This window comes from Sphingomonas sp., assembly GCF_025362505.1.
Classification (GTDB): Bacteria; Pseudomonadota; Alphaproteobacteria; order Sphingomonadales; family Sphingomonadaceae; genus Sphingomicrobium.
The window spans coordinates 1-16,728 of the sequence record NZ_JANYGG010000012.1; the positions used below are offsets into that span (position 1 = coordinate 1).

The 16,728-nt window shown below is 65.0% G+C and carries 13 protein-coding genes and 1 pseudogene; 8 read left to right on the forward strand and 6 right to left on the reverse strand.

Annotation, left to right across the window (positions count from 1 at the left end; genetic code table 11):
• Positions 1-230 precede the first annotated feature (230 nt).
• The 3 genes from gltB to Q0R27_RS00590 all read left to right on the forward strand — a co-directional run bounded on the left by gltB (position 231) and on the right by Q0R27_RS00590 (position 7,424).
• Positions 231-4,706 (forward strand): glutamate synthase large subunit, encoded by a 4,476-nt coding sequence (gene gltB, locus Q0R27_RS00580; RefSeq protein ID WP_293940115.1) that lies wholly within the window; start codon positions 231-233, stop codon positions 4,704-4,706.
• A complete protein-coding gene (locus tag Q0R27_RS00585; protein WP_293940116.1) occupies positions 4,703-6,064 on the forward strand; it encodes a glutamate synthase subunit beta in 1,362 nt (453 codons plus the stop codon). The genes gltB and Q0R27_RS00585 overlap by 4 nt, the downstream gene beginning before the upstream one ends.
• Positions 6,065-6,188: 124 nt before the next feature.
• Positions 6,189-7,424, forward strand: a complete 1,236-nt coding sequence (locus Q0R27_RS00590) for a porin (RefSeq protein ID WP_293940118.1) — start codon at positions 6,189-6,191, stop codon at positions 7,422-7,424.
• A gap of 331 nt (positions 7,425-7,755) precedes the next feature.
• Here the strand turns inward: Q0R27_RS00590 and Q0R27_RS00595 are convergent, their stop codons facing one another.
• Positions 7,756-8,511 (reverse strand): SDR family oxidoreductase, encoded by a 756-nt coding sequence (locus Q0R27_RS00595; RefSeq protein ID WP_293940120.1) that lies wholly within the window; start codon positions 8,509-8,511, stop codon positions 7,756-7,758.
• A gap of 22 nt (positions 8,512-8,533) precedes the next feature.
• Complete coding sequence (locus Q0R27_RS00600) at positions 8,534-8,989, reverse strand: peptidylprolyl isomerase (protein ID WP_293940122.1); 456 nt, start codon at positions 8,987-8,989, stop codon at positions 8,534-8,536.
• 132 nt (positions 8,990-9,121) lie between these two features.
• On the opposite strand from Q0R27_RS00600, the gene mgtE reads away from it, so the two are divergent.
• From mgtE to Q0R27_RS00615, 3 genes are all read left to right on the forward strand, one after another.
• Positions 9,122-10,558, forward strand: a complete 1,437-nt coding sequence (gene mgtE / locus Q0R27_RS00605) for a magnesium transporter (protein ID WP_293940124.1) — start codon at positions 9,122-9,124, stop codon at positions 10,556-10,558.
• Positions 10,559-10,586: 28 nt separating this feature from the next.
• The gene (locus Q0R27_RS00610) at positions 10,587-11,006 is read left to right on the forward strand and encodes a DUF1489 family protein (protein WP_293940126.1); all 420 of its coding nucleotides are present in this window, start codon (positions 10,587-10,589) and stop codon (positions 11,004-11,006) included.
• A gap of 141 nt (positions 11,007-11,147) precedes the next feature.
• Positions 11,148-11,675 carry a DUF4402 domain-containing protein gene (locus Q0R27_RS00615; protein ID WP_293940128.1) on the forward strand — a complete coding sequence of 176 codons (528 nt, stop codon included), beginning with the start codon at positions 11,148-11,150 and terminating at the stop codon, positions 11,673-11,675.
• A gap of 79 nt (positions 11,676-11,754) precedes the next feature.
• Here Q0R27_RS00615 and Q0R27_RS00620 read toward each other — a convergent pair whose 3' ends face one another.
• The 4 genes from Q0R27_RS00620 to dinB all read right to left on the reverse strand — a co-directional run bounded on the left by Q0R27_RS00620 (position 11,755) and on the right by dinB (position 15,129).
• Complete coding sequence (locus Q0R27_RS00620) at positions 11,755-12,462, reverse strand: DUF2807 domain-containing protein (RefSeq protein WP_293940130.1); 708 nt, start codon at positions 12,460-12,462, stop codon at positions 11,755-11,757.
• 46 nt (positions 12,463-12,508) lie between these two features.
• On the reverse strand, positions 12,509-13,228 hold the full coding sequence (locus Q0R27_RS00625) for a head GIN domain-containing protein (protein ID WP_293940132.1): 720 nt from the start codon (positions 13,226-13,228) through the stop codon (positions 12,509-12,511).
• Positions 13,229-13,340: 112 nt separating this feature from the next.
• Entirely contained in the window at positions 13,341-13,877 is a 537-nt protein-coding gene (locus tag Q0R27_RS00630) for a CarD family transcriptional regulator (protein ID WP_293940134.1), read from the reverse strand.
• Between the two features lie 172 nt (positions 13,878-14,049).
• Complete coding sequence (gene dinB, locus Q0R27_RS00635; protein WP_293940136.1) at positions 14,050-15,129, reverse strand: DNA polymerase IV; 1,080 nt, start codon at positions 15,127-15,129, stop codon at positions 14,050-14,052.
• Between the two features lie 98 nt (positions 15,130-15,227).
• Between dinB and sucC the strand changes: the two genes are divergently transcribed.
• On the forward strand, positions 15,228-16,427 hold the full coding sequence (sucC, locus tag Q0R27_RS00640; RefSeq protein ID WP_293940138.1) for an ADP-forming succinate--CoA ligase subunit beta: 1,200 nt from the start codon (positions 15,228-15,230) through the stop codon (positions 16,425-16,427).
• A gap of 139 nt (positions 16,428-16,566) precedes the next feature.
• A pseudogene (locus Q0R27_RS00645) lies at positions 16,567-16,728 on the forward strand (electron transfer flavoprotein subunit beta/FixA family protein); the annotation flags it as partial.

The following is a 16,728-nucleotide window of genomic DNA, read 5'->3' on the forward strand; positions in this document are numbered from 1 at the left end:
ACACTGCAGCTGAAAATCGCAGTGTCGGCGGTTCGAACCCGTCCCTGGGCACCATTTTGCCGTTGCACGCGCGCTGTCGCGAGATCGGCTCAGTGCATCGCCAAACGGGATCCCGTTTTCGATTAAGTCTTGCGCCGAATGGGCGATTTGCTGCATTTGCGTAATGCTGCGGTATCCCACGGGAGGCCGTCATCACGCATGGGCATGATTCGCTAAGGACGGGAACGACGATGCACGGCCTGCCGCCACGCCAAGGGCTCTACAACCCCGCCAATGAGCGGGACGCCTGTGGCATGGGATTCATCGCCCATGTGAAAGGCGAAAAGTCGCATTCGATCGTCGCCGATGGCCTCAAGATCCTCGAAAGCCTGGTCCATCGCGGCGGCGTCGCGGCGGACCCCGAGGTCGGCGACGGCGCCGGCTGCCTGATCCAGCTGCCCGACGCGCTGTTCCGCGACTGGGCCGCGGGCGCATCGCTCAACCTGCCGCCACCGGGCGATTATGCGGTCGCGATGTGTTTCCTGCCGCGCGACGATGCGGCGAGCGCGGTGGCAATGGACCGGCTCGAGCATTTCATCCAACTGGAAGGCCAGCGCATCGTCGGCTGGCGCGAGGTGCCGATCGACCTCGACGCGATCGGCGCGTCGGCTCGCGAATCGATGCCCGCGATCCGCCAGGCAGTGATCGCGCGCGGTCCCTCGGTCCGCGACCAGGATGCGTTCGAACGCAAGCTGCTGACGATCCGCAAGCAGACGCAGAACCCGCTCGCCGACCTCGCGCAACGCAAGGCGCTGCCAGCGCTCAAGGATTTCTACATTGCGTCGATGTCGAGCCGGACCCTGGTCTACAAGGGCATGCTCCAGCCGGCGCAGATCGCGCGCTTTTATCACGACCTGTCGAACCCGCTGACGGTGTCGGCGCTGGCGCTGGTCCACCAGCGCTTTTCGACCAATACCTTCCCGTCGTGGCGGCTGGCGCACCCCTATCGGCTGATCGCGCATAATGGCGAGATCAACACGCTGCGCGGCAACGTCAACTGGATGAACGCGCGGCGGCGCACCTTGGAATCGCCGCTGCTGGGCGCCGATCTCGACAAGATGTGGCCAATCATCCCGCACGGCCAGTCGGACACGGCGTGCCTCGACAATGCGCTCGAGCTGCTTGTCGCGGGCGGGTACAGCCTGGCGCATGCGATGATGCTGCTGATCCCCGAGGCGTGGGCCGGCAATGCCGCGATGGAGCCCAAGCGGCGCGCCTTCTACGAATATCATGCTGCGCTGATGGAGCCTTGGGATGGGCCGGCGGCGGTCGCCTTCACCGACGGGCGCCAGATCGGCGGGACGCTCGACCGCAACGGGCTGCGGCCGGCGCGCTATCTCGTCACCGACGACGACCGGGTGATCATGGCGTCGGAAAGCGGCGTGCTGCCGATCGCCGAGGAGCGGATCGTCAAGAAGCACCGGTTGCAGCCGGGGCGGATGCTGCTGATCGACCTTGAGCAAGGACGGATCGTCGAGGACGAGGAGATCAAGGCGAAGCTGGCCGACGCCGAGCCCTATGGCGAATGGCTGCGCCAGACCCAGTTCCGGGTCGAGGAACTGCCCGCCGGGGCCGAGCCGCAGGTAACACCGCCCGAGCGGCTGGTCGAGCTGCAGAAGATCTTCGGTTACACCGAGGAGGATCTGAAATTCTTCCTCGCGCCGATGGCCAGGGACGGCGACGATCCGCTTGGGTCGATGGGGACCGATACGCCGCTGGCGGTGCTGTCCGACCGGCCGCGCATGCTGTACGATTATTTCAAGCAGAATTTCGCGCAGGTCACCAACCCGCCGATCGACCCGATCCGCGAGAGCCTGGTCATGTCGCTGGTGTCGATGGTCGGGCCGCGCCCGAACCTGCTCGGGCTCGAGGCGGGCAATCACAAGCGGCTGGAAGTCAGCCAGCCGATCCTGACCAATGCCGAACTGGAGAAGATCCGCTCGATCAAGGACAGCCTCGACGGGGCGTTCAGCACGGTCACGCTCGACGCGACGTGGCTTGCCGGGGGCAATGGCGAGGCGCTCGAGGCGGCGCTGCAGCGACTGTGCTGGGAAGCGACCGAGGCAGTCCTCGCCGACGCGAACCTGATCATCATCTCCGACCGCGCGGCATCGGCCGACCGCATGCCGATCCCGGCGGCGCTGGCAACCGGTGCTATCCATCACCAGCTTATCCGCCAGGGCCTCAGGATGCAGGCCGGGCTGGTCGTCGAGACCGGCGAAGCGCGCGAGGTGCACCATATGTGCGTGCTCGCCGGCTATGGCGCCGAGGCGATCAACCCGTGGCTGGCGTTCGACACGATCGCCGCGCTCGACCGCGGCGGCAAAGGCCAGGAAAAGTACATCAAGGGCCTCGGCAAGGGGATGCTCAAGGTGATGTCCAAGATGGGCATCTCGACCTTCCAATCCTATTGCGGCGCGCAGATCTTCGACGCCATCGGCATCTCGCCCAAGCTCATCGAACGCTATTTCACGGGCACGAACTCGCCGATCGGCGGGATCGGGCTGGCCGAGCTGGCGGAAGAGGGCGGCCGGCGCCACCGCTTCGCGACCAGCGGCGGCGAGCAGCTCGACCTCGGCGGGCTCTACGCCCAGCGCGAGGGCGGCGAGGCGCATGCCTGGACGCTGACCAGCATCGCCAATTTGCAGCACGCGGTGCGCGGCAATATCCCGGCCAAGTTCCGCGCCTTCTCGGCCGAGATCGATGCCGGCGACCCGCGCCTGCCGACGATCCGATCGCTGTTCGAATTCAAGGCGGCGGGACCGGCGATCGACGTTTCCGAGGTCGAGCCGGTAAGCGCGATCGTGCGGCGCTTCGCGACCGGGGCAATGAGCTTCGGATCGATCAGCCGCGAGGCGCATACCACGCTGGCGAAGGCGATGAACCGCATCGGCGGCAAGTCGAACACCGGCGAAGGCGGCGAGGAAGCGGCGCGCGCGGTGCGGCTGGCGGATGGCGACAGCGAGCGCTCGGCGATCAAGCAGATCGCATCGGGACGGTTCGGGGTCACGACCAGCTACCTCGTCGAAGCCGACGAACTGCAGATCAAGATCGCGCAGGGTGCCAAGCCCGGTGAGGGTGGACAGTTGCCCGGATACAAGGTCGACGCCGCGATCGCCGCGGTACGCCATTCGACCCCCGGGGTCGGGCTGATTTCGCCGCCGCCGCACCACGACATCTATTCGATCGAGGACCTGGCGCAGCTGCTTCATGATTTGGGCTCGGTCAATCCGACCGCGCGGCTGTCAGTCAAGCTGGTGTCCGAGACCGGGGTCGGGACGGTCGCCGCCGGTGTCGCCAAGTGCCGCGCCGACCACATCACCATTTCCGGTTACGAAGGCGGTACCGGCGCGTCGCCGCTGACGTCGCTGACCCATGCCGGGTTGCCGTGGGAAATCGGACTGGCCGAAACCCACCAGACACTGCTGCTCAATGGCCTGCGCGGTCGGATCACGGTCCAGGCCGACGGCGGGCTGCGCACCGGGCGTGACGTGCTGGTTGCGGCCTTGCTCGGTGCGGACGAATATGGGTTCGCGACCGCGCCGTTGATCGCGGCGGGCTGCATCATGATGCGCAAATGCCATCTGAACACCTGTCCGGTCGGCATTGCGACGCAGGACCCGGTGCTTCGCGCGCGGTTCACCGGCACGCCCGAGCATGTCGTCAATTACCTGTATTTTGTCGCCGAGGAATTGCGCGAGCTGCTCGCCTCGCTCGGCCTGCGCGGCATCGCCGAGGCGGTCGGGCGGACCGATCTCCTCGCGCGGTCGGACCGTGGCTTCGACCATTGGAAGGCGCACGACGTCGATCTCGACGCGCTGCTGTTCCAGCCCGAAGGCGGGATGCCGGTGCGCGAACCGCTCAAGGTGCGCGAGCCCAAGCGGATCGACGCGGCGATGATCGAGGCGCTCGGCGGTCCGCTGCCGGCGACGATCGAGCTTCACGTCGGCAATAACGACCGCACGGTCGGCGCCGCGGCGTCGGGCGAGATGGTCCGGCGGATGGGCACGGAGCGGTTGGCCGACGATAGCCTGACGGTCAAATTGTCGGGTTCGGCCGGCCAAAGTCTCGGCGCGTTCCTGGTCGACGGGATCACGATCGAAGTGTCGGGCGACGCCAACGACTATGCCGGCAAGGGACTGTCGGGCGGCAGGATCATCGTCCGCCAGCCAGACGGCATGCCGCGTACGGCGGCCGACAACATCATCGTCGGCAACACCTGCCTGTATGGCGCGACCTCGGGCGAGGCCTATTTCAACGGCGTCGCCGGCGAGCGGTTCGCGGTGCGCAACTCGGGCGCGACCGCGGTGGTCGAGGGAATCGGCGACCATGGCTGCGAATATATGACCGGCGGAATGGTGGTCGTGCTGGGCAAGGTCGGGCGCAACTTCGCCGCCGGCATGTCGGGCGGGATCGCGCTGGTCCACGACGCCGACGGCTGCTTTGCCGAGCAGTGCAACATGGCGAGCGTGACGGTCGGGCCGGTCGAGGATCCGGCGCAACTGAAAACTCTGGTCGAGGCGCATCGCGCGCGCACCGGCAGCGAACGCGCCACCGCGTTGCTCGGCGATTGGGACCGGGCATTGGGCAAATTCCTGCTCGTCATGCCGGTCGATTACCGCCGGGCGCTCGAGGCGCTGTCGGCCAAGCAGGATCTCGCGGCATGACCGACCCCACCGGCTTTCTGACCATCGAGCGCCACGACCGCGCGGCCCGCCCGGTCGCCGAGCGATTGAAGGACTGGCGCGAATATGTGCTGCCTTTGCCGGCGAGCGAGGTGGCGACGCAGGCCAACCGCTGCATGGATTGCGGCGTGCCGTTTTGCCACACCGCCTGCCCGGTCGGGAACCTCATCCCCGACTGGAACAGCCTGGTCAGCGAGCAGGATTGGCGCGCGGCGAGCGAGCGGCTGCACCGCACCAACAACTTCCCCGAATTCACCGGCCGGATCTGCCCGGCGCCATGCGAGGCGGCGTGCACGCTCAACCTCGACGACGCGCCGGTGACGATCAAGACAATCGAATGCGCGATCGTCGACAAGGCGTGGGAGGAAGGCTGGATCACCCCGCAGGTCGCACCGCGCGGGACCGGCAAACGAATCGCGATCGTGGGTTCGGGCCCCGCCGGGCTCGCCTGCGCGCAACAGCTGGCGCGGATGGGGCATGCGCCGACGGTCTTCGAGAAGAACGACCGCATCGGCGGGCAGCTCCGCTACGGCATTCCCGATTTCAAGATGGACCGAGCGCTGATCGACCGGCGGATCGCCCAGATGGAGGCCGAAGGGGTCATCTTCCGGCCGAACATGGAGATCGGCGTGACCGTCTCGGTCGACCGGCTGCTCGACGATTATGATGTGATGGTGCTGGCGGGCGGGGCGGAATGGCCGCGCGACCTCGACATTCCCAACCGCGGCGCGAGCAACATCCACTTCGCGATGGATTTCCTCACCCAGTCGAACCGGCGCCAGGCCGGGCTGCCGATCGAGGGCGAGGAGATCATCGCGACGGGCAAGCATGTCGTGGTGATCGGCGGGGGCGATACCGGTTCCGACTGTATCGGCACATCGAATCGCCAAGGCGCGGCGTCGGTCGTCCAGCTGGAGATCATGCCCGAGCCGCCGGTGCGCGAGAACCAGCCGCTCGTCTGGCCGCACTGGCCGTTGAAGCTGCGCACCTCGACCTCTCAGGAAGAGGGGGTAGAGCGAATGTTTTCTGCCGCCACGCGCGACGCGATCGCGGAAGGCGGAGAGGTCCGTTCCTTGATCGTCGAGCGCGACGGCGAGGCGGTCACCATGGCCGCCGATCTCGTCCTGCTGGCGATGGGTTTCCTCGGTTCGCCGGCGGATGGCGTGGTCGGCAAGGCCGGTGCCATCATCGACCGCCAATCGTACAATACCAGCCGCGAAAACGTCTTCGCGTGTGGCGACATGCGTCGCGGACAGTCGCTTGTCGTGTGGGCCATCCGAGAAGGACGCGAGTGCGCCAAGCGGGTCGGTGAACATTTGACGTCCCCAAAGGCCATCTAGGCCACGGGATCCCATTGTGCGGCGCAGCAAAAACACCCACAACGGCTGAAGCTCGGAAAGCCGCTCGATCAAATAGAAGTGGAATGTCCGGCCCGGGAGAAAGGCAACTTTTCGGGGGACTAAAATGAAAAAAATGATTTTGGGCGCGGCGACGCTGGTTCAGCTGTGCGCGCTGTCCGCGCCAGCCGCGGGCGCGGAGACGGCCGAGGCGAGTCCGCCACCAAAAAGCTGGTCGGACTCGATCAAACTGTCGGGATCCGTGGAGGCGGGTTATACACACAGCAGCAAAAGGCCGCCCGACGGAATCAATTTCGGTCATCTATTCACAGATCGTAACAATAGGCTGCTTCTCAACCAGACCCTGCTTACCGTCGAACGCCCGATTGATTCCGGCTCCTCAGCGATCGATGTCGGATTCAAGGTGCAAGGAATGTACGGTTCAGATGCCCGTTACACCCACTTTCTCGGGGAACTGGACCGGGTGACCAAACGTCGGACTCAGTTCGACGTTGTCGAGGCCTTCGTTCAGACGCATCTGCCGGTGCTTACCGCTGGCGGTATCGACGTGAAAGCTGGGCAGTTCGTCACCTTGGAAGGCGCCGAAGTCATTCCGGCCTCAAGTAATTTCTTTTATTCCCACTCGTATATCTTTAACTTCGGTATACCATTCAAGCACACTGGTGTTCTTGCAACCGTCCATGCCAGTAAGAGCCTGGATATCTACGCCGGCGTTACTTCCGGCGTGAACACAACACTGGGTCGCGGAGACAATAACGGCTCGCCCTCGTTGCACGGGGGGGTCGGCCTGAATCTCCTTGGCGGTGCGCTTACGATCGCCGCGACCACAAGCATCGGACCGGAGATTCCCAGGGGCACCCCAGGTGTGCGGCCTAACCATGATCTTCGTTATCTCAATGACATGACCGTCATCTGGAAAGTCACTCCGAAGCTTACGTCGACGACCGACTTTAACTATATTCGAGATGACGGTTTCAACGCGTCCGGTGGCGGCATTGCGCAATATCTGACCTACGCAGTCAATGACCAAGTAGGCGTGGGTATCCGAGGTGAAGTCTGGCGGGACAGCAACGCGTTCTTTGTCGCGGCATTCCCCGGGAACATGGATTTTGTGAATGCCGAGAAGGGCAGGCCCGCGACTGTGATTAGTGGGGGGAAGACAACCTACGGAGCGCTGACGTTGGGGGTAAACTTCAAGCCAACGGTGCCCAAGCCTCTTGGCGGAATTTTGGTTCGCCCCGAAATTCGCTATGATCGGTCGCTGAATGACACAACGCCGTTTGCCGCAGGCACGCGAAAGCATCAGTTGACCCTCGCGACCGATGTCGTGCTGACTTTCTGAAACATCGGCCTCGGCCCCCGCGGCAAGTTAACGTTGTCGCGGGGAGCGGAGGAAGGTCGAATCTGCTCAACGGCAAGTGTTACGAGATGTGCGCGGGTCTCGATTTCCTTCAGGCAGCCAAGACAATCGCGCCCGCAGGCCTCGGTCTGCGAGCGTTTTGCTGCATCCTGCGACAAGCCTGCGGAGGGCGCGGGACAAAAAAGAGGCCGGGCGTTGCCACCCGGCCTTTTGAAAGTTTTCAGGAGAGGATGCCTCGAAAGGCAAGGTTTATATCGCATCGCACCATTAATGTTGCAAGTGCGAATTCCTCACATTTCATCGTTTTTGCTACCTACATCTTCATCGAGCCGGCGATCCGGCGGAGCCACGACCGCGGCAGAAGGCGGTGGCCCTGCGCCCCGGCCTTGTTGACGAGGCCGGGAATGACGATCGCCTTGCGCGCTTCCAACGCCTCCAGGCCGGCCCGGACCACGTCCGATGACCGTGCGGCGATGTTCTCGAAGCCACTCCCGCTAGCGAAGCCCGCGACCTCGCCGAACTCGGTCGCGGTCGGACCGGGACACAAAGCGGTGACGGTAATGCCCTCGCCCTTGAGTTCCTCGTGAAGCGCCTCGCTGAACGACAGCACGAACGCCTTGGTCGCGAAATAGACCGCCATGCCAGGCCCGGGCTGGAAGGCGGCGGTAGAAGCGACATTGAGGATCGCGCCCTTTCTCTTCGCCAGCATGTCGGGCAGGACGGCGTGGGCGAGTTCAGTCAGCGCGCCGCAGTTGAGGTCGATCATCGACCGCTGGCGCGCGCCGTCGAGCCTCGCGAACTTGCCGCCGAGGCCGAATCCGGCGTTGTTGACCAGCAGCGAAACAGTCTCGCCCGCCGCCTTGATATCGGCCATCAGCTCGGCCACCGCGCCCGGCGCGCCAAGGTCGCAGGCAACCGCGCGGGCATGGCCGAGCTCGCCCGCCAGCGCATCGAGCCGATCCTTGCGCCGCGCGACGAGCACCAGCCGATAGCCCTTGGCCGCCAGCTGTCGGGCGAAGTCGACACCCAGCCCGGCCGACGCGCCGGTAATGAGGGCGACGGGTGTCATGCGAAGTCCCACGAAGCGCGGATCAGGCGACCGTGGCCGTGACGATCTTGCCCGGCTCGCGCGGCGGTTCGCCCTTGGGCAGCGCGTCGACATGCTCCATGCCGCTCTCGACATTGCCCCACACGGTATATTGCTTGTCGAGGAAGCGGGCGTCGTCGAAGCAGATAAAGAACTGGCTGTTGGCGCTGTCCGGATTGGCGGTGCGCGCCATCGAGCAGGTCCCGCGGACGTGCGGCTCGGCGCTGAACTCGGCCTTGATGTCGGGCTGCTTGCTGCCGCTCATCCCGGTGCCGGTCGGGTCGCCGCCCTGTGCCATGAAGCCGGGGATGACGCGGTGAAACACGACCCCGTCATAGAAACCCTCGCGGGCGAGCCCGGCGATCCGCTCGACGTGGCCAGGCGCGAGATCGGGGCGCAGCTTGATGACGACGTCGCCGCCGCTCGAAAGGGAAAGGGTCAGCGTGTTGGCGTCAGCCATGGTTCGGGTCTCCGGGAATAAACAGGGTGCGGCGGCGATGTAGGCGGCGCGCGCGCCTTGCGCCAGTGCCGAGGCGGCCATAGAGAGCAGCCACAGAGAGCAGACACCGTCGCATGGCCAGGGGAGCAGCGGATGAGCGAGCGCAAATTCCCGACCGCCGAACCGGCCTCGCCCGCGGCGTCGCCTGAAGTCGATCCGGCCGATTCGAACATCATGGACCGCGAGGACCGGCTCAAGCCGAAGTTCGTCGCCAAGGTGCTCGATGCAGTCGCGGCGGGCGACAACGAGACCGCACGCGCGCTGGTCGGGCCGCTCCACCCGGCCGATGTCGCCGATCTGATCGAGCTTGCACGCGGCGACGAGCGCGACGGGCTGGTCGCGGCGCTGGCCGGGATCGTCGACGCCGACGTGCTGGCCGAGATGAACGAGCATGTCCGCGAGACCCTGCTTGACGAGATGGGTCCGCAGCAGCTCGCCGACTTCGCCGGCCAGCTCGACACCGACGACGCGGTGGCGCTGATCGAGGACCTCGAGGACGACGAGCAGCGCGCGGTGTTGCGCGCGATGGAGCCCGACGATCGCGCGGCGATCGAACAGGCGCTGAGCTTCCCCGAAGAGTCCGCCGGCCGCCTGATGCAACGCGACCTGATCGCGGTGCCCGAGCATTGGACCGTCGGCCAGGTCATCGACTATCTCCGCTCAGGCGACGAACTGACAACCGATTTCTGGGAAGTGTTCGTCGTGTCTCCAACCCACCGCCCGGTGGGGACATGCAAGCTGTCGACCCTGCTCCGCTCCCCCCGCAAAGTCCGCGTCGCCGATATCATGGTTGACGACCAGACGCTGATCCCGGTCGAGATGGATCAGGAGGAAGTCGCGCTGCGCTTCCAGAAATATGCGCTGATCTCGGCCGCCGTGGTCGATCCCAACGGGCGGCTGGTCGGGATGATCACGGTCGACGACATCGTCCACATCATCCAGGAAGAAGCCGGCGAGGACGTCCTGCTGCTGTCCGGCGCTGGCGACGGCGACATCAACGAGCCGATCGCGATGACGATCCGCACGCGGTTGACGTGGTTGGTGATCAACCTCGGCACCGCAATCCTCGCCGCAGCGGTGGTCGGCGGGTTCGAGGCGGAGATCTCGAAGCTTGCGGTGCTGGCCGTGCTGATGGGGATCATCTCGGGCATGGGCGGAAACGCGGGGACCCAGACTCTGGCGGTTGTCGTGCGCGCGCTGGCGACCAACCAGTTGACCAGTTCGAACACGGTGCGGATGGTGCGGCGCGAACTCGTGATCGCGCTCACCAATGGGCTCGTCCTGGCGCTGATCACCGGCGGCGGAACGATTCTCATCTACCACAACGTTCCGCTCGGGCTCGTCATGGGGGCGGCGATGATCATCAACAATCTCGTCGCCGGACTGTCGGGAATCCTCGTGCCGCTCGCGCTCGAGAAGGCGCGGATCGATCCGGCCGTGTCGTCAGCGGTATTCGTGACGATGGCGACCGACGTGATGGGCTTTTTCAGCTTCCTCGGGCTTGCGTCGCTCGCAGGGTTGGCGGGCTAGTCTCCCCTCCCTTGCAGGGAGGGGAGCAGTGCCCCATCTCGACAGCGTGCCCCTTCATCTCACCAAGGTCGCGGTCGGCTGCGCGAGCATTGAGGCGCTGCAGAATCGCCTCGCCCGCCGGTCGCACGGGGGCGAGATCAAGGTGCCGACGCGGATGCGGCCCAAGCGAATGCCCGAACTGATCGGCGGATCGCTCCACTGGATCGTCAAGCACCGCATCGTCGGCTGCATCGAGATCATCCGCTTCGACGACCGCAGCGACGGGCGAATCGACATCGTCTGTCGCGACCAGTTCATCCGGCTCCCCGCCCGTCCCAAACGCGCCCACCAGGGCTGGCGCTATCTAGACGAGGGCGAGGTGCCCGATCCGGGGCTAATCGATGAAACCGGCCTCGCCGACTTGCCGCCCGCGCTTTACGGCAAACTCGCTGCCCTGGCGCTGGTGTAGGTCGCCCGGCGCCGCAACGCTCCGCCAATCATGGCTACCAAACATGATGTATATTTTACGAACCACGTCCCTTGACCTCGTCTTGAGGCCCGCCGCGCCAAGAGCCGCATTCTCGAAACAAGTTCGTGGGGAACAAACCAGATGCGACTGATTCTAAGCCTGTCGGCGCTTGCCGCCGCTACACTCGCCGCCGCCACTCCGGCCGTCGCAGCGCCCGGTACGGCGCAAGCTTCCGCGCAGGTCCTCGGGGTGGTCCTCCAACCACTTACGCTGACCAAGACCAGCGATCTCGACTTCGGCACCGTCATCGGCAGCGCGGCGGCCGGCACGGTCACGATCAATGCCGATACCGGCGCCCGATCAACGGTCGGCGGCGTCATCGGTGTTCCGACCTATCCGGGCAACCGCGGCGTGTTCCAGGGTGCGGGCACGGTCGCCCAGCCGGTCGCGCTGACCCTGTCGGCGCCGGCTCTGATGACCAGCACAGCGAACCCTGCCGATACGCTCGTGGTCACCGGCTTGTCGCTCGACCAGGGCGGTTCGCTACTTCGGACGATCGACGCGACGTCGGCCTTCACGGTCGGTGTCGGTGGTGTCTTCGCCATCGCCGCCAACCAGCCGAACGGGCTTTACACCGCAACGTTCAACCTGACCGCCAACTACCAATAATACGCGTTAAGAACGACCAGAAGGGGGCGGTTGCCGGCCTGGGCCGTGCGACCGCCCTTTTTGCGCCGGTCGTGGCGATTCAGCGGCAGCCCGAGACGGTTGCCGACCCCTGGGTCCTGACGACGCAGGAAGGGGCGCCAGCCAGGGTGACGGTCGCCGTGCCGAGGGCATCGACTTTCGCGGTATTGCTGATGGATAGCTTGGCGATCGCCGGACCGTCGGCGCCGATCGTGGCGTCCTTCACCGCGAGACCGCTGGCATCGAGCGACGAACTGCCGCGGATCGTGGCCGTCAGGCGGGGGGCGGCGCCGGCAAGTCTGGCAGAAGCGGCACCGGCCATGGCGAGCTTGAACTGGTCGACCGCGACCCGCTCGATGCTTGCCGCGCCCGAACCCTGGACCGACAGGTCGAAGGTCAGGCCCTTGACCGAGTCGATCGCAATGCTACCCGAGCCGTTCAGCCAGGCGGAGGTCAGATCATGTGTGCCAAGGCTGATTTCGATGGGGTCGGCGGATCGGCCTGAATATCCGCCCCACGCACTGCGATTGACGTGGACGACAAGGGTGCGGCCTTCGACCCCGATGGCGAGGGCGTCGAGCGCCTCGGATGAACCGGTCGCGCGGGCGAAGGGTGCGACGCCCGTGGCGAGGCTGACCCTGAAGGCTCCGTCGACCCTGATCCGGTCGAACGAGGTGACCGAGTAATTGCGGGTCGCCGCGCCAGCGGGCGAGGCGAGGCTCGCGGTCATGGTGGCAAGCAGGGCGGCGGCGAGGAAGGGAATGCGCATGACCCTATCCTCGCCGCACATGGTTAACGAACCGTGTGCGTCGGCATCAGGAACAGCGAATGTCGCCTGATCCGTGCTTGGAGATGGTGCACTTGGCGCCGCCAGTGAGCGCGATATCGCCCGACCCCATCATCTCGATCGAGGCATTGGCGGTGGCGTGGCCCTTGATGTTGCCCGATCCCGCGATCGAGATGTCGGCCGTCTCCGCCTTGAGTGAAGCGGCGTCGATGTCACCCGAACCGGCAATTTCATACTTCACGCTTTTTGCTTTGCCGGCAGCGTGGACACCACCCGACCCGGCGATCGACAGCGTGACGTCACCGGCGTCGACCGAGGCGAGCTTCAGATCGCCCGATCCGGCAATTTCTCCCCTGAACGACGCGACGGAAACCTTATCCACATTGATCCCGCCCGATCCGGCGATCGTCGCAGAATCAAGCATGGGAACGGTGACGACGAGGCTGACCGGCCCGCTATGCCAGCCGAGGCTAAAACCGCGGCGCGGAACGGTCGAGATCTGCAATCGGCCGTCCTTGACCTCGACCTTCATTGCGTCGAGCGCCTTCTCGCTGCCGATGGCGTGAACGCCGGGAACGCCGCCGGTGTGGACCGTGACGTCATAGGGACCGGCGACCTCGAGCCCGGTGAAACCGGCGACCTGATAGCTGCGGTCGACCTTCGGGCCGCTATCGGCTTGGGCGGAGAAGCCGCAGCCTGCCAGCGAGAGCGTCATAGCGGAAACGGCGGTCACGAAAAGTCTGCGCATGGTTTGTCTCCCTGTGTATTGGCGCTATAATACAGTGGGACTGCGTGGCGCAAGCACAAAAAAGGGCGCGCCTTCGTCAGGCGCGCCCCCTGTGGGTTCAGAACAGGCTGCGTTACGCCGCCAATTCCTTCGCCTTGTTGTGGATCGATGCGGCGGCGTTGAGGATCTCGAGGATCTGCTTCAGCGCAGTCGGTTCGTCGACCTGCTCCATCGCCGCCAGCTCGCGCGCCAGGCGTGAGGACGCCGCTTCGAAGATCTGCCGTTCCGAATAGCTCTGCTCGGGCTGGTCGTCGGCGCGGAACAGGTCGCGGGTCACTTCGGCAATCGACGTCAGGTCGCCCGAATTAATCTTAGCCTCATATTCCTGCGCGCGGCGCGACCACATGGTCCGCTTGACCCGGGGCTTGCCCTTGAGCGTCTCGAGCGCGTCCTTCATCGTCTTGTCCGACGAAAGCTTGCGCATGCCGACCGCGTCGGCTTTTCCGACTGGAACGCGGAGCGTCATCCGCTCTTTTTCGAAACGCAGCACATAGAGGTCGAGGCGCATGCCGGCGATCTCGGTGTTCTGGAGTTCAACTACACGTCCTACGCCATGCTTGGGGTAAACCACATAATCGCCAACATCGAAGCTAAGCGCTTTCGCAGCCATTCGTTCACCTTCCTACCAATTCGGACCTTAGATGCTGACAGGCCAGCCGTACGCAACCGCATCGCCCCCAAGTAACGACCCGCAGTCGCGGCTTGCCTGTCCGTGCTTGGTCCAGCAGATGTGGCCTCCGCAGGGCGCGGCGGCTCGTCGTCACTATGTAACATAAACTTCTTCATATTGCCAGTCCGAGCTGCAGCGGAGCGCGATCTTCCGCGCTGACGATCGAATGCACCCCGAGGCCGAGCAGGCGGATCCCCTTTGGAACAGGGATCAGCGCCCGCAGCAGACTTTGCCCAGCCGCGGCGAACGCTGCATGATCGGTAATCGGCAGGACAAAACTCTTCGACCGGCTGATCATGGCGAAGTCGGCGAACTTGACCTTGAGCGTCACCGTCCGCCCGGCGGAACCGCTGCGTTCGATCCGCTGCCAGGCGAGCGCGGCGACACGGTCGAGCTGCTCGGCGAGCGCCGCCGGATCGGACAGATCCTCGTCGAAGGTCCGCTCGGCGCTGACCGATTTCGCGTCGCGGTGGGCGCGCACCGGGCGATCGTCGATGCCCCGCGCGATCCGCCAGTACCAGCCTCCGGACGAACCAAAATGCGCCTCGAGCTCGGGCAGCGACCAGGTCGCGAGATCGGCTCCGGTGTGAATGCCGAGCCGCTCCATCTTCGCCGCAGTGACCGGCCCGACGCCATGAAAGCGTTTGACCGGCAGCGTCGCGACGAACGCGGCGCCGCGATCGGGCGCGATGACGCAGATTCCGTCGGGCTTGTTGTGGTCCGAGGCGAGCTTGGCGATGAACTTGCAGTAAGACACGCCGGCCGAGGCGGTCAGCCCGGTCTCGGCACGGATGCGGGCGCGAATCTCCTCGGCGATGGCGCGTGCGGTGCCGAGCCCGCGAATATCTTCGGTGACGTCGAGATACGCCTCATCGAGGCTCAACGGCTCGATCTGCTCGGTATAATCAGCGAAGATCGCACGAATTTGGTTCGAAACCGCGCGATAGGCGTCGAAGCGTGGCTTCACGAAGACCAGGTCGGGGCATTTGCGACTGGCGGTGACCGAGGGCATCGCCGAGCGCACCCCGAACACGCGCGCCTCGTACGACGCCGCCGCGACCACCCCGCGATGCCCGCCGCCGACCGCAACCGGTTTGCCGCGAAGTGCAGGATCGTCACGCTGCTCGACCGAGGCGTAGAAGGCGTCCATGTCGACATGGATGATCTTGCGGAGGGGCGGCGCAGCGTTCACGCCTCGTTCCTTATCCGGAGCGGGGGCGGCGTGGAATACTTTCCTTGCGCGCCGACTCATGCTTTAGGGCCGCAAACCTCGCCATCCCGGAAGCGCAGATGAATATTCACGAATACCAGGCCAAGGAATTGCTCGCGAAGTACGGCGTCCCCGTCCCCGCCGGCCATGCCGCGATGACCCCCGACGAGGCCGTCGCGGCAGCCAAGCAGCTGCCCGGACCGCTGTGGGTGGTCAAGGCGCAGATCCACGCCGGCGGGCGCGGCAAGGGCAAGTTCGTCGAACTCGGTCCCGATGCCAAGGGCGGCGTTCGGCTGGCGAAGTCGATCGAGGAAGTGCGCGCCCACGCCGAGGAGATGCTCGGCAAGACGCTGGTCACGATCCAGACCGGCGAGGCGGGCAAACAGGTCCAGCGGCTCTACATCACCGACGGCGTCGATATCGCGAAAGAGTTCTACCTCGCACTCCTGGTCGACCGCGACTCTGGACGCGTGGCGATGGTTGCCTCGACCGAGGGCGGAATGGACATCGAGACCGTCGCGCATGACTCGCCAGAGAAAATTCACACCATCACGATCGACCCGGCAACCGGGTTCATGCCGCACCACGGGCGTTCGGTGGCGGCGGCGCTCGGGCTGACCGGCGACCTCGCCAGGCAGGCGACCAATGTCGCGTCGAAGCTGTACGACACTTTCCTCGCCACCGACGCCGAGCAGATCGAGATCAACCCGCTGGCAGTGTCGGCCGATGGCAAGCTGCTGGTGCTTGACGCCAAGGTGGCGTTCGACGGCAATGCGATGTTCCGCCACAAGGATCTCGCCGAGCTGCGCGACCTTACCGAAGAGGATCCGGCCGAGATCGAGGCATCGAAGTACGACCTCGCCTATATCAAGTTGGACGGCGACATCGGCTGCATGGTCAATGGCGCGGGCCTGGCGATGGCGACAATGGACATTATCAAATTGAACGGCGCCTTCCCGGCCAACTTCCTCGACGTCGGCGGCGGCGCGTCGAAGGAGAAGGTCACCGCAGCGTTCAAGATCATCCTCTCCGACCCAGCAGTGAAGGGCATATTGGTCAACATTTTCGGCGGCATCATGAAGTGCGACATCATCGCCGACGGCATCGTCGCCGCGGCGCGCGAAGTGAATATCTCGGTGCCGCTGGTGGTTCGCCTCGAGGGCACCAATGTCGCCGAGGGCAAGGCGATTCTCGCCAATAGCGGCCTGCCGATCGTCAGCGCCGACGACCTCGGCGACGCCGCGCGCAAGATTGTGGCGGAAGTGAAAGTTGCGGCGTAGTTTTCCGTTCGTCCTTTGATACGCCGCAGCGCGGCTACTCAGGATGAGCGGGATGTGTATTGTCCGCTCATCCTGAGTAGGGATTGAGCGAAGTCGAAGGCCCGTATCGAAGGACGTGCCGAGCAAAGAAGGATGTCAGATGAAACTCCTCGTCGCGGTCAAACGGGTGATCGATTATAACGTCAAGCCGCGGGTCAAGATGGACGGCAGCGGGGTCGATCTCGCCAACGTCAAAATGAGCATGAACCCGTTCGACGAAATCGCGGTCGAGGAAGCCATTCGCCTCAAGGAGAAAGGCGCT